This is a genomic window from Rhodococcus sp. IEGM 1305 (assembly GCF_030058635.1).
Classification (GTDB): domain Bacteria; phylum Actinomycetota; class Actinomycetes; order Mycobacteriales; family Mycobacteriaceae; genus Rhodococcus_F; species Rhodococcus_F opacus_D.
The window spans coordinates 69,179-82,680 of the sequence record NZ_JASHKX010000004.1; the positions used below are offsets into that span (position 1 = coordinate 69,179).

Genomic DNA, 13,502 nt, shown 5'->3' on the forward strand with positions numbered 1-13,502 from the left:
TTGTGGTTGTTCTGGCTACCAAAAAGGCGCACGGGCGGCGGAGCCGCCTACAGCCGCTCGAGGACCATGGCCATGCCCTGTCCGCCTCCGACGCACATGGTTTCGAGGCCGAACTGCTTGTCGTGGGTGGTCAGGTTGTTGAGCAGGGTCGCGGTGATGCGGGCACCGGTCATGCCGAACGGGTGGCCGAGGGCGATCGCGCCACCGGACACGTTGAGCTTGTCCTCGTCGATGTTCAGCTCCCGCGCCGACCCGATCACCTGCACCGCGAACGCCTCGTTGATCTCGACGAGGTCGATGTCGGAGATGCCCAGTCCCGCGATGGCGAGGGCCCGCTTGGACGCCTCGATCGGGCCGAGTCCCATGATCTCCGGCGACAGACCGGACACCCCGGTGGACACGATCCGGGCGAGCGGGGTCAGCCCCAGCTCCTTGGCCTTGGTGTCGGACATGATCACCAGGGCGGCGGCGCCGTCGTTGAGCGGGCACGCGTTGCCGGCGGTGACGGTGCCGTCCGGCCGGAACACAGGCTTGAGCTGGCTGACGGCCTCATAGGTGGTGCCGGCACGCGGGCCGTCGTCGGTGGACACGACGGTGCCGTCGGGCAGGGTCACCGGGGTGATCTCGCGGGCGAAGAAGCCGGCGCCTATGGCCTCCTCGGCGCGGTTCTGCGAACGCACCGCCCACCGGTCCTGCTCCTCGCGGGTAATGCCGGTGATCTGCGCGACGTTCTCGGCGGTCTGGCCCATCGCGATGTAGGTGTCGGGGACCAGGCCCTCCTCACGCGGGTCGACCCACTGCTGGCCGCCCTGGGCGAGCTTCTCGGTGCGGGTCTGCGCGTCGGCGTACAGCGGGTTCTGGGTGTCGGGCAGCGAGTCGGAGTTGCCCGCGGTGAACCGGGACACGGTCTCGACGCCGGCGGAGATGAACACGTCGCCCTCACCGGCCTTGATCGCGTGCAGTGCCATGCGGGTGGTCTGCAGCGACGACGAACAGTACCGGGTGATGGTGGTGCCGGGGATGAAGTCGTAGCCGAGCTGGACGGCGACGTTGCGGCCCATGTTGAAACCCTGCTCGCCGCCGGGCAGGCCGCAGCCCAGGATGAGGTCGTTGATGTCGGTGGGGTCGAGGGCGGGCACCTTGTCGAGTGCCGCCTGGACCATTTGCGCGGCGAGGTCGTCGGGGCGCATGCCCTTGAGCGATCCCTTCATGGCGCGACCGATCGGGGAACGAGCGATGGAAACGATGACGGCCTCGGGCATGAGTAACTCCTACCGATTGACGTGGTGGACGGCAGTCGGTGCGGACCTGCAGCCCCTCAGTTCTAAGCATGTGCTTATTTTCTAAGCGTTCGCATATATTGACCACGCCCGCGGCACGGTGTCAACCCCCGGACGGTCGCGATTGTGCTCAACCGACAACGAACCGCCCGAACTCGAGCCCCCGAGGCCGTTTCTTGCACGAAACCCCGTCGATAGTGTTGTGGATCACACCACAAAGAAAGGGCGGACGAAATCGTGTCGCACATCGGCTATTTCGCTTGGGACCTCGCCGCGCAGCGCGGAGATGCGCCATGCCTGCGCGACGACCGACTCGAACTGACCTACGCACAGTTCGCGGAGCGGGTCGACGCCTTCGCCGCACAGTTGTCCGAGAACGGTGTCGGTCGTGGCGACGTCGTCGCGATCATGCTGCCGAACCGGGCGGAACTGCTCATCGCCCTGATGGCCTCCTGGCGGATCGGTGCGGCCGCGACCCCGGTCAATCCCACGTTCACCGCCAGCGAGGCGGAGTACCAGATCGACGACGCCACAGCGGTTCTCGTCGTCAACGAGGGACCCGGCGCACCGACCGGTGGCCGTCCCGTGATCGCCGTCGACGACATGGCGACCACCCCCGACCCCGCCTGGGCACCCGGCACCACCGCCGGCGGAGACGACCTCGCCCTGCTGATCTACACGTCCGGGTCGACCGGACGGCCCAAGGGCGTGATGCTCACCCACGACAACCTGCAGTTCATGAGCTCCTCGATGGTGCAGCATTTCTCGCTGACCGCCGACGACCACTGCCTCCTGATCCTCCCGCTGTTCCACGTCAACGCGATCTGCGTCAGCTTCCTGACCCCGATGCTCGCCGGCGGTCAGCTGAGCGTCACCGGACGCTTCTCACCGGCCCGGTTCTTCGACGACGTCGCCCGCCTGCGGCCGACGTACTTCTCCGCAGTCCCGACCATCTACGCCCTCCTGGTCTCCCAGGACACCGTCGGCGACACCTCCTCGCTGCGCTTCGCGGTCTGCGGGGCCGCACCGATTTCCAAGGAACTCCTCGACCACGCCGAGCAGCGTTTCGGACTCGTCATCGTGGAGGGCTACGGGCTGACGGAGGGCACCTGCGCGTCCGCGTGCAACCCGCCGGAGGGCCTTCGCAAGCCGGGCACCGTCGGCCCCGCACTGCCGGGGCAGACCATCGCGATCGTCGACGAGTCCGGCGCACCGGTGCCGGCGGGGGCGGTCGGTGAGGTGGTGATCCGGGGCGCGAACGTGATGCGCGGCTACCTCGGCCGCCCCGAGGAAACGGAACGCACCGTCGTCGACGGCTGGTTGCACACCGGCGACGTCGGCCGACTCGACGAGGACGGCTACCTCACCCTCGTCGATCGCATCAAGGACATGATCATCCGCGGCGGAGAGAACATCTACCCCAAGGAGATCGAGAACGCTCTCGCCACTCACGACGACGTCCTCGAGGCGGCCGTGATCGGAGCCCCGCACGACGTGTACGGCGAGGTGCCGGTCGCATACGTCGTCACCTACCCGGAGACCGCCGTCACCGACGTCCTCCTGGCCGACCACCTGAGCAGCCGGCTCACGAAAGTCAAACTGCCAGTGGCCATTCACATCGTCGACGCGCTGCCCCGCAACCCCGTCGGCAAGATCGACAAACCGGGACTGCGGAGTCGCCACCGGCCTGCCGCCGTCAGCTGATCCAGCAAAACCCTGCACCTCGGGACACACCCGAGGCGATGCCCTCTACCCTCAGGAGCCTCCCATGGGATTCAAGACCGGGAACTTCCCCGAAGTCGACCCCGCCACCTTCCTCGACCTTCCGTTCCGCGACCGCCTGCGCGCCATGTCGACCCATTGGGTCGACTACGGTTTCGGAACCCCGAAGATGGTGCACACCATCTACATTCTGAAACTACTCGTCCTCTACCTCGGTATCGGGCTGACGTTGGCGACGTTCACGTCCGGCCTGAACGTCCTCGACGTGGGTGCCTGGTGGAACGAGCCGATCGTCTACCAGAAGCTGATCCTGTGGACGGTGCTGCTCGAAGCGGTGGGTCTCGCCGGTTCGTGGGGTCCGCTCGCCGGGCACTTCAAGCCGATGACCGGCGGCATCCTGTACTGGCTGCACCCCGGGACCATCCGGCTCCCACCGTGGCCGGGGAAGGTGCCGCTGACCTCGGGCGACACCCGCACCGTCGGCGACGTCCTGATCTACTCGGCCCTGCTGATCAACATCATTGTGGCGCTGTTACTTCCGGGCGTGCACACGTCGTCGATCGACGCGGCCCTCACCGACAACTCCGGACTCGTCCGCCCCGCGGTGTTGTTTCCCCTGATCGCGCTGCTGGTGCTGATCGGTCTGCGCGACAAGGTCATCTTCATCGCCGCCCGCAGCGAGCAGTACCTGCCCGCGATCGTCTTCTTCGGGGTCCTGCCGTTCGTCGACATGATCATCGCGCTGAAGCTGCTGATCGTCTCGGTGTGGGTCGGGGCGGGCGTCTCCAAGCTCGGACACCACTTCTCGATGGTGGTGCCGCCGATGCTGAGCAACACCCCGTGGATGCCGTTCAAGAAGATCAAGCGCGCGCACTACCGCAACTTCCCCGAGGACCTGCGCCCGTCGATCGTCGCCGGAGGTGTCGCCCACGTGCTCGGGACGGTCGTGGAGGTGGTGACCCCGCTGGTGCTGCTGTTCTCCACCAACCGCACGCTGACGCTGCTAGCGGTCGCGCTGATGGTCGCGTTCCACCTGTTCATCCTGTCCACGTTCCCGCTGGCGGTGCCGCTCGAGTGGAACCTGCTGTTCGCCTACGCGTCGATCTTCCTGTTCCTCGGATTCCCCGCCTGGGACGGGTACGGCGTCGCCGACATGTCCTCGGTGTGGTTGACCGCGGTGATCGTCGCCGCCCTGGTGTTCTTCCCGATCCTCGGCAACCTGCGCCCCGACCTCGTCTCGTTCCTGCCGTCGATGCGTCAGTACGCCGGCAACTGGGCGTCCGCCACCTGGGCCTTCGCACCGGGCGCCGAGGAGAAGCTCGACGAGCACATCATCCGTCCCAGCAAGAACACGCGCACCCAGCTGCTCGCCACCTACCCGCCCGAGGTCGCGGACGTGGTGATGCACCAGCTGCTCGGCTGGCGGTCGATGCACAGCCAGGGACGGGCGTTGTTCTCGCTGATGATGCGCCACCTCGGCGACGACATCGATACCTACTCGCTGCGCGAGGCCGAGTTCAGCTGCAACTCGCTGGTGGCGTTCAACTTCGGTGACGGTCACCTGCACAACGAGTTCCTGATCGCCGCACTCCAGCGGCGTTGCAACTTCGCGCCCGGCGAGTTCGTCGTCGCCTGGATCGAATCGCAGCCCATCCACAGGGGCACTCAGCAGTACAAGGTGATCGACGCCGCGCTCGGTGTCATCGAGCGGGGAACGTACAAGGTGTCCGACGCGATCAACGAGCAGCCGTGGCTGCCGAACGGTCCCATTCCGTTCGACGTGCAGTGGACACTGGACGGAGACGACTCGAACGTGCGGACGCGGGAGGCGACGATGCAGAAGACAGATCTGGTGGTGCGGCCGTGACCACCGCAGTCGTCGTCGGCAGCGGGCCCAACGGGCTCGCCGCCGCGGTCCACCTCGCCCGGCACGGCGTCGACGTCCAGGTCCTCGAGGCCGCCGACACCATCGGCGGCGGCACCCGCTCCGGCGAACTCACCGTCCCCGGCCTGCTGCACGACGAGTGCTCGGCGTTCCACCCGATGGGTGCCGGGTCGCCCTATCTGCAGACCCTCGACCTCGGCCGGTACGGCTTGACGTGGAAGTGGCCGGAGATCGACTGCGCCCACCCCCTCGACTCCGGTGAGGCGGGGTTGCTGCACCGGTCGATCGCAGCCACCGCCGCCGGACTCGGCGAGGACGGCGGCCGCTGGCAGCGCATGTTCGGCGGACTCGCCGACGGCTTCGACGACCTGGCCGCCGACCTCATGCGTCCGATCGCGAACGTGCCCCGGCATCCGCTGCGGCTCGCCGGCTTCGGGCCCCGAGCCCTGCTCCCGGCCGCGGTGACGGCCCACTGGTGGCGCACCGACAAGGCCCGCGCACTGTTCGGCGGCGCCGCCGCGCACGCCTACTACCGTCTCGACCGGCCCGCGACGTCCGCGGTCGGGATGATGATCGTCGCCGCAGGCCACCGCTACGGGTGGCCGGTCGCCGAGGGCGGATCGCAGTCGATCACCGGCGCACTCGCCGCCCTGCTGACCGACCGGGGCGGCAAGATCACCACCGGTGTCCACGTCCGCGATTGGACCGAACTTCCGCCCGCCGACGTCGTCCTGCTGGACGTCGCGCCGTCCGCCGCGCTCGGCATCCTGGGCGCTCGCCTGCCCGACCGGGTGGCCCGCGCATACCGCCGGTTCAAGCACGCGCCCGCCGCGTTCAAGGTCGACTTCGCCATCCAGGGCGGGGTGCCGTGGGCGGACCCTGAATGTGGACGCGCCGGAACCGTCCACCTGGGTGGGAGCTTCGCCGAGATCGCGGCCGCCGAGCGCGACGTCGTGGCGGGCCGGATGCCGGAGCGGCCGTTCGTGCTCCTCGGTCAGCAATACCTCGCCGATCCCGGTCGTTCGAACGGCGATCTGCATCCGCTGTACGCGTACGCCCATGTTCCGCACGGCTACACGGGCGACGCGACCGAGGCGATCACCGCACAGATCGAACGGTTCGCCCCCGGTTTCCGGGACCGCATCGTCGCCACGGTGAGTAGCGGACCGGCGCGTCTGGCCGCGTCGAATCCCAATTACGTCGGTGGCGACATCATCGGCGGGGCGAACACCGAAACCCAGGTCGTGCTGCGTCCGCGCATCGCCCTCGACCCGTACAGCACCGGGGTCCCCGGCACCTACCTGTGTTCGGCCTCCACACCGCCCGGCGCCGGGGCACACGGGATGTGCGGATACAACGCGGCGCAATCGGCCCTGCGCTATCTGCGCAAGGGCGGAGGGGACGTGCTGTGAGCAGTCCCGCCCCCGGCGACCGCGGCGCCGGTGCCAGGCGCCGCATGGCGCGGGTGCCCGCGATGGCGGAGGCCGAGGTCCTCGACATCGTCGCCGGCATCGCCCGGAAACTCGATGCGCGGCAGGCGGAGATCACCCGCACGATGAGCGCGCTGCTCGCGCACGAGATCGACCAACTCGACGAAGACCCGCAACTCGTCGAACTGCTCGAGGCGAGCGTGAACGGCAACGTCTCGACGATCGTGCACGTCCTCGCCAACGACATTCCCGTCGATCATCTGCAGCCCACCACCGCCGCCGTGGAGTACGCGCTGCGACTGGCGCAACGCGACGTGTCGTCGAACTCGCTCGTCCGCGCGTACCACATGGGTCAGGACGACCTCATCAAGATCTGCTACGACGAGGTCAGCAACCTCCAACTGTCCGGACCGCTGACACTCGCTGTGCTCAAACATATTTCGGAGGTCGTGTACAGCTACATCGACTGGATCACCCTCTACGTGTTCGACGCCTACGAGCAGGAACGCCGGCGATGGCTGGGTGCCCGCGGCAACGTCCACTCGTCGACCATCCACACCCTCCTCACCGGAACCGGCAACGACGGGTCCGCGTTCGAGGCCGAGACCCACTACCGGCTCGAGCAGACGCACGTCGCGATGATCCTGTGGTCCACCGGTCCCGACACCGAGGCGAGCCTCAACACCCTCGACCACTACGTGCGGGATCTCGCCCGCCACCTCGCCACCGACTCCGCACCCATCGTCACCGCCATCGACCGCCGAACACTTTGGGCCTGGCTGCCTTTCGGCCGCCGGAAACCCGTCCTCGACACCACCGAACTCGCCGCGGCCCTGCCCGCGAACCCGGGCATCCGGACCGCGATCGGACTGCCCGCGTCCGGGGTCGCGGGATTCCGGCGGTCACACGAACAGGCGCGTGCCGCCTACTCCGTCGCCACCGTGCCCAACACCCCGGCCCGGCCGATCGTCGGCTTCGGCGACCGCGGCGTCGCCGTCGTCTCCCTCCTCGCCGAGAACCTCGACTCCACCCGGGCCTGGGTGTGGGAGGTCCTCGGCCCGCTCGCGGAGAACACCGACCAGGCCGCGACACTGCGGTCCACGCTCAGCACCTACTTCGCGACCGGCGAAAGCCACCTCCACACCGCCCAGCAGATGAACCTCCACCGCAACACCGTCAAATACCGCATCACCAAAGCCCTCGGTGAGCCCGCCACCGGCACCCACAGCAAGCTGGATCTCGCTCTCGCCCTGCAGGTGTGCGAGTTCTTGGGGCCGACGGTGCTGAAGTAGGCCCTCCGGGCTTGTGCGCCTTTCTGGTTGTTCCAGCTACCAAAAAGGCGCACGGGCGGCGGAGCCGCCTACGCCCGACTGAGGATGGACCCGAGATCGGCGGAGGGGGAGAGGGTGCCGTACTCGTGCGTGCGGTCGGGGCCGAGGCGGGCGTCGACGAATGCATCGGCGACGGCGGCAGGCGAGAACCGGGTCAGCAGCGACGCCTGGAGTGCGAGGGCCATCGATTCGACGACGGTGCGGGCGCGCAACTGGGCGCGGGCAGGGTCCTCAGTGGCGAGTTCGCCGAGCTGGCGACGGACCCGGTCGAGGTGCTCGTCGAGCACCGCGTTGCTGCCGCTGGCCAGGTTCACCTCGGCGTCGAATGCGGCGACGCTGTCGGGTTCGCGGGTCATCGCGCGCAGGACGTCGAGGGCAATGACGTTGCCCGACCCCTCCCACACGGCCATGACGGGCTGCTCCCGGTAGCGGCGGGCGAGCGGGAAGTCCTCGGTGTACCCGTTGCCGCCCAGGCATTCCAGCGCCTCGTAGGCGTGGTGCGGGCCGCGCTTGCAGACCCAGTACTTCGCGACCGCGGTCGCGAGCCGGCGGAAGCTGCGTTCCTGTTCGCTCGCGTCCTCGTCGTGTGCCCGGGCGAGGCGCAGCGCGGTGACGGTGGCCGCCTCCGACTCCAGTGCAAGGTCGGCCAGCACCGATGTCATCGCGGGCTGATCGGCCAGGACCTTCCCGAACGCGGAACGGTGACGGGCGTGCCACACCGCCTCGGCGACGGACTGCCGCATTCCGGCGGTGCTGCCGAGCACGCAGTCGAGGCGGGTGCGCGCGACCATCTCGATGATGGTGCGGACGCCACGCCCCGGTTCGCCGACCATGACGCCGACTGTGCCGTCGAGTTCGATCTCGGATGACGCGTTGGACTTGTTGCCCAGCTTGTTCTTCAGCCGCTGGATGCGGAAGACGTTGCGGGTGCCGTCCGGGAGGATGCGGGGCAGCAGGAAGCACGAGAGACCGTCGCCGCCCGCCCCTTCCGCTTGCGCGAGGACGAGGAACGCGTCGGACATCGGCGCGGAGCAGAACCACTTGTGCCCGGTCAGCAGGTAGTCGGCGCCGGGACCGCCGCGTCCGGCGGGTGACGCGACGGTGGTGTTGGCCCGGACGTCGGAGCCGCCCTGCTTCTCCGTCATGGACATGCCGAAGATCGCGGACGCCTTGCCGGGTGCGTCGAGCGCAGGGGTGTAGCTGCGGGACAGCGCGCGCGGTTTCCAGATCGTGGCGACGTCGGGTTGCAGGTCGAGGGAGGGGATGACGGCGTTGGTCATCGAGATCGGGCAGGAGTGTCCGGGTTCGATCTGCGCGAACATCATGAATGCCGCTGCGCGAGCGACGTTCGCGCCGGGCTTCGGGTCGGCCCACGCCGACGTGTGCGCCCCGTGCGCGACGGCCGCGGAGATGATCCGGTGGTACGCGGGGTGGTATTCGACCTCGTCGATCCGATTGCCCCAGCGGTCGAACGTCTTCAGTTCGGGGATGATCGTGTTGGCGAGTTCGGCGTCGTGCTGGAACGTGGCGCTGCCGACGAGTGCACCGATGTCGGTGAGTTCGCCGGTGGCCCAGTCGGCGTCGTGGCGGCGCACGCCCTCGGCCAGCACCGTGTCGAGGGTGAACTCGTTGACGTCGGCGCGGGGCACCGACTGGTTGAGCACGGTGTGCGTCCGGTGGGGTGCGGGATGGGTGACGTTCGTGTCGGAAAATATAGTCATGGCAGTGTCTTTCGTGAGTCAGCTCGCGGAGCGGATCAGGTGCTTCTGGATCTTGCCGGTGGGGGTGCGGGGCAGCACGGTGGCGAAGACGTAGTCGCGCGGAATCTTGTAGCGCGCCAGCTTGTCCGACAGGTAGTCGCGGATGTCGTCGGCACCCACGACGTCCGGTTCACGCCACACGACGTGCGCGACGACGGTCTCACCCCACTCGGAGTGCGGCCGCCCCACCACCGCGACGTCCACGACGTCGGGATGGCCGGAGATGGCGTCCTCGACTTCCTTGGAATAGACGTTCTCGCCGCCGGTGATGATCATGTCTTTCGCCCGGTCGACGATGAAGAGGTAGCCGTCGTCGTCCTTGCGTGCGAGATCGCCTGTGCGGTACCAGCCGCCGTCGGCGAACACGGCGGCGGTGGCGCCGGGGTCGTCGAGGTACCCCTGCATCACGGTCTCGGTGCGCAGCCAGATCTCCCCGATCTCCCCGGCGGGCACGTCGACGCCGTCGGGGCCGGCCAGGCGCATATCGACGCCGGCGAGCGCCGCCCGGCCGATCGAGCCGGCCTTCGCGAGCTGTTCCTCCGGGTAGAGGACGGCCCCCACGGGACCGGTCTCCGTCATCCCGTACACCTGGTAGAAGCGGGTGGTCCGGTACGACTCGACGAGTCGGCGCGCCACGTCGGCGCCGATCGGTCCGCCGCCGTAGAGCCAGGCCCGGACGCTGGACAGGTCGTAGTCGGCGAAGTCCGGTACCGCATTCATCGCGTTGGTGTAGATGACCGGCGGACCGAAGCACAGCGTAATGCGTTGCTGCTGTATCGCTTCCAGGAAGTGGACGGGGTGGTACTCGCGGACGAGCACGACGGTGCCGCCCATGTACAGCGTCGCCATCAGCCAGTTGTTGAGCGGCGACGCGTGCCAGATCGGGACGGCCATCAGCAGTCGCTCGTCACGGGTGATCGACAGACCGAGGGCCGCCGTGGTCGCCACGAGCACGACGTTGCGGTGGCTGTGCACGCAGCCCTTGGGCGCGCCGGTGGTGCCGGACGTGTAGAGGATTTCGGCGGGGTCGTTCTCGTCCGGCTCGATGCCGTCGATGCCGTCCAGGTCCGCGATTGCGTCGTCGAAGAAGGCGTGGCCCGCCACGGTGGTGTCGGTGGACAGCAGCTGCACCGGCGTCTCGAGTCGCTCGATGACGGGTGCGAGTGCGCCGTCGAAGACGCATACCTTCACCTGCGCGTGCCGCAGGATGTAGTCCACCTCGGGTGCCTGCATCTTGTGGTTGACCGGCACCACCACCGCGCCGATGCGCCAGGCGCCGAGCATCGCGTAGACGAATCCGGGGGTGTTGAAACACATCAGAGCGACGCGGTCGCCGTGCTCGACCCCCAGTGTCCGCAGCAGGGCGGCGGCCCGGCGGCTGCCGTCCTGCACGGAACCATACGTATGGTCGCGACCCTGGAAATGGAGAAACGCCTCGTCGGGCGCCTTCCGGGCGTTGCTGTCGAATACGCGAACGATGTTCATCGCGCTCCTTGGAGGAGAGAAGGTCAGTCGATGGAGGTGTTGCGGACGGTCTCGGGGATCTGCAGGTTCGCGAAGATGACGGCGACGGCCTCCTCGAGCGAGTAGCCGAAGCTCTCACCGGTGGCGGTCTTCTGGATCACCAGTCCGAAGATCGCCGACCAGAACGCCTTCGATTCGACGTCGATGCCGGCGCGCAGTTGCCAGCCGGTGCGCATCAGGGTGCGGATCAGCGCGTCCTCGCCCGACGAGTGCAGGGTCCGGAGGGTGTCGGTGATGAGGTCGCGCAGTTCACTGCGGCGTCCCGTCATCAGCATCGCCGACGTGAAGAGTTCGACGCTGGGTGCGCCGGGCCCGAGCAGGGAGCCGACGAGTTTCTCCGTGTAGTCGCCGACGGTCTCCGCGGTCGCCGCGTCGTCCTCGGCCCGCTTGCCGGCGCGCAGCACGGCAGCACACGCGACCTCGACGAAGAGCCGTTCCTTGGAACCGTAGTAGTAAGTGACCTGGTTGGGGTGGGCCCCCGCGGCGGCGCAGATCTGCGTGATCGGGACACCCTCGCCGTGCTCGAGAAACAGTTCGGTGGCGGCGGTGAACAGGGCGTCGCGGGTCTGGCGACCGGACTCCCGGGTGGCTCGCGCTGCTCGGCCCGTCTGCGGCACCATGACTGCCTCCTACTTGTTTGTCATACAAACAATAACTCGACTTTGTTTGTATGACAAACAAGGAGAGTGACGGCCGTCGCCCCCGACGTCCTCCGACCCCGGAAATACCGACCGCCAGGGTTACGCTGCTCACCATGTTTTCTTCCGTCGGAGCGAAGATCCGTGTGGTGGTGGCGCTACTGCTCACCGCCCTGCTGGCGCTGACCCTGTCGTCGTGTTCGAGTGACGGGGAGACGTCCGGGGCGGCACCGCAGGATCTGTGTTCGCCACCCGGCGTGGGCGCGGCCACCGCCGCCCCGACCAACCTCGCCGCCTCCGGCGCCGCGGCCGAGGACCGCTACACGACGCCGTCGACCACTCCGATCGACCAGATCGACGCGTCGAAGCTGAACCTCATCACCCCCGGTGTGCTCACCGTCGGCACGCTGTCCGACGCACCGCCGAGCATCTGCGTGAACTCGGAGAACCAGTTCACCGGCTACGACAACGAACTGCTGAAGGCCGTCGCCGACAAGCTCGGCCTGCGCGTCGACTTCGTTGGCACCGAGTTCGCCGGACTGCTCGCCCAGGTGGCCGGGCGCCGCTTCGACGTCGGATCCTCCTCCATCACGACGACGGACGAGCGCCGCAACACCGTCGGCTTCACCAACGGCTACGACTTCGGCTACTTCTCCCTCGTCGTTCCCAACGGCGGCCCGATCCAGGGCTTCGACGACCTGAACGCGACCACTCGGATCGGTGTCGTCCAGGGCACCGTCCAGGACGACTACGTCGTGAACACGCTGAAGCTGAACCCGGTGAAGTTCCCCGACTACGCCACCGCCTACGCAAACCTGAAGTCCGGGCAGATCGACGCCTGGGTGGCGCCGTCCCAGCAGGCCGAGGGCGCCATCGCGCCGGGCGATCCCACGTCGATCGTCGAGAACACCTTCAGCGTCAACAACTTCGTGGGCTGGGCCGTCAACAAGGAGAACCAGCCGCTCATCGACGCCCTCAACTCCGGGCTCGACGCCGTCATCGCCGACGGCACCTGGGCGCAGCTGTACTCCGACTGGGTGCCCCGCGAACTGCCCGAGGGCTGGAAGCCCGGCAGCAAGGCGGCGCCGGTGCCCGACCTGCCCGACTTCGCCGCGCTCGCCGCCCAGAACTCGCAGAACACGACCGAAACCCCGGTCGCGGAGCCCAAGTCGACACTCCAGCAGCTGAAGGACACGTTCTTCAACTGGGACCTCTACACGCGGGCGTTCCCCGATCTGCTCAAGACCGGTCTGCCGAACACGTTGATCCTCGCGCTGGCGTCGGGCATCGTCGGCACCGTCCTCGGCATGCTGCTCGCGATGGCAGGCATCTCCCGCACCCGCTGGCTCCGCTGGCCCGCCCGCATCTACACGGACGTGTTCCGCGGGCTGCCCGCCGTCGTCATCATCCTCATCGTCGGACTCGGCGCCGGACCCATCGTCAAGGGACTCACCGGCAACAACCCCTACTGGCTCGGTGCCGCCGCGCTGTCACTGCTCGCGTCCGCCTACATCGGTGAGATCTTCCGGTCCGGCATCCAGAGCGTCGAACCCGGACAGCTCGAGGCGTCCCGGGCGCTCGGCTTCAGCTACCGGAAGTCGATGACGCTCGTCGTCGTCCCGCAGGGTGTGCGACGGGTGCTGCCCGCGCTGATGAACCAGTTCATCTCCCTCATCAAGGACTCGTCGCTGATCTACTTCCTCGGCCTGCTCGTCAGCCAGCGGGAACTGTTCGCCGTCGGCCGCGACCTCAACGCGCAGACCGGCAACCTGTCGCCGCTCGTCGCCGCCGGCCTGTTCTACCTGGCGATGACGATTCCGCTGACCCACCTCGTCAACTACATCGACAACCGTCTGCGCACCGGCCGCGCCGACACGTCCGGCACGCTCGACCCGGTGGAACAGTCCATCGTCGTGGAAAGGGGATAAGGCG

9 protein-coding genes are annotated in these 13,502 nt (G+C 68.0%); 5 read left to right on the forward strand and 4 right to left on the reverse strand.

Annotated elements, in window-relative coordinates; genetic code table 11:
- Positions 1-47: 47 nt before the first annotated feature.
- Positions 48-1,262, reverse strand: a complete 1,215-nt coding sequence (locus tag QM693_RS10090) for an acetyl-CoA C-acetyltransferase (protein WP_283352221.1) — start codon at positions 1,260-1,262, stop codon at positions 48-50.
- Positions 1,263-1,517: 255 nt separating this feature from the next.
- Between QM693_RS10090 and QM693_RS10095 the strand changes: the two genes are divergently transcribed.
- From QM693_RS10095 to QM693_RS10110, 4 genes are all read left to right on the forward strand, one after another.
- On the forward strand, positions 1,518-2,984 hold the full coding sequence (locus QM693_RS10095; protein ID WP_283352222.1) for a class I adenylate-forming enzyme family protein: 1,467 nt from the start codon (positions 1,518-1,520) through the stop codon (positions 2,982-2,984).
- A gap of 64 nt (positions 2,985-3,048) precedes the next feature.
- The gene (locus QM693_RS10100; protein ID WP_283352223.1) at positions 3,049-4,869 is read left to right on the forward strand and encodes a DUF3556 domain-containing protein; all 1,821 of its coding nucleotides are present in this window, start codon (positions 3,049-3,051) and stop codon (positions 4,867-4,869) included.
- On the forward strand, positions 4,866-6,299 hold the full coding sequence (locus QM693_RS10105) for a phytoene desaturase family protein (protein ID WP_283352224.1): 1,434 nt from the start codon (positions 4,866-4,868) through the stop codon (positions 6,297-6,299). The genes QM693_RS10100 and QM693_RS10105 overlap by 4 nt, the downstream gene beginning before the upstream one ends.
- Positions 6,296-7,609: a PucR family transcriptional regulator gene (locus QM693_RS10110; protein WP_477953090.1), complete on the forward strand. Its 1,314-nt coding sequence runs from the start codon at positions 6,296-6,298 to the stop codon at positions 7,607-7,609. Before QM693_RS10105 ends, QM693_RS10110 begins: the two co-directional genes overlap by 4 nt.
- Before the next feature lie 68 nt (positions 7,610-7,677).
- On the opposite strand, the gene QM693_RS10115 is transcribed toward QM693_RS10110, so the two are convergent.
- The 3 genes from QM693_RS10115 to QM693_RS10125 are packed head-to-tail and all read right to left on the reverse strand — an operon-like array spanning position 7,678 to position 11,552.
- Positions 7,678-9,369 (reverse strand): acyl-CoA dehydrogenase family protein, encoded by a 1,692-nt coding sequence (locus QM693_RS10115; RefSeq protein WP_283352225.1) that lies wholly within the window; start codon positions 9,367-9,369, stop codon positions 7,678-7,680.
- A gap of 18 nt (positions 9,370-9,387) precedes the next feature.
- A complete protein-coding gene (locus tag QM693_RS10120; RefSeq protein ID WP_283352226.1) occupies positions 9,388-10,893 on the reverse strand; it encodes a class I adenylate-forming enzyme family protein in 1,506 nt (501 codons plus the stop codon).
- 23 nt (positions 10,894-10,916) lie between these two features.
- Positions 10,917-11,552 carry a TetR/AcrR family transcriptional regulator C-terminal domain-containing protein gene (locus QM693_RS10125; RefSeq protein WP_280779321.1) on the reverse strand — a complete coding sequence of 212 codons (636 nt, stop codon included), beginning with the start codon at positions 11,550-11,552 and terminating at the stop codon, positions 10,917-10,919.
- 134 nt (positions 11,553-11,686) lie between these two features.
- Here QM693_RS10125 and QM693_RS10130 point away from each other — a divergent pair, with 134 nt between their 5' ends.
- On the forward strand, positions 11,687-13,498 hold the full coding sequence (locus QM693_RS10130) for an ABC transporter substrate-binding protein/permease (protein WP_283352227.1): 1,812 nt from the start codon (positions 11,687-11,689) through the stop codon (positions 13,496-13,498).
- Positions 13,499-13,502 lie beyond the last annotated feature (4 nt).

Bases quoted from the DNA above. Each gene is read 5' to 3' on its own strand.
- QM693_RS10125 (WP_280779321.1), bottom strand. From the start codon at position 11,552: ATGGTGCCGCAGACGGGCCGAGCAGCGCGAGCCACCCGGGAGTCCGGT.
- QM693_RS10115 (WP_283352225.1), bottom strand. From the start codon at position 9,369: ATGACTATATTTTCCGACACGAACGTCACCCATCCCGCACCCCACCGG.
- QM693_RS10130 (WP_283352227.1), top strand. From the start codon at position 11,687: ATGTTTTCTTCCGTCGGAGCGAAGATCCGTGTGGTGGTGGCGCTACTG.
- QM693_RS10120 (WP_283352226.1), bottom strand. From the start codon at position 10,893: ATGAACATCGTTCGCGTATTCGACAGCAACGCCCGGAAGGCGCCCGAC.
- QM693_RS10100 (WP_283352223.1), top strand. From the start codon at position 3,049: ATGGGATTCAAGACCGGGAACTTCCCCGAAGTCGACCCCGCCACCTTC.
- QM693_RS10090 (WP_283352221.1), bottom strand. From the start codon at position 1,262: ATGCCCGAGGCCGTCATCGTTTCCATCGCTCGTTCCCCGATCGGTCGC.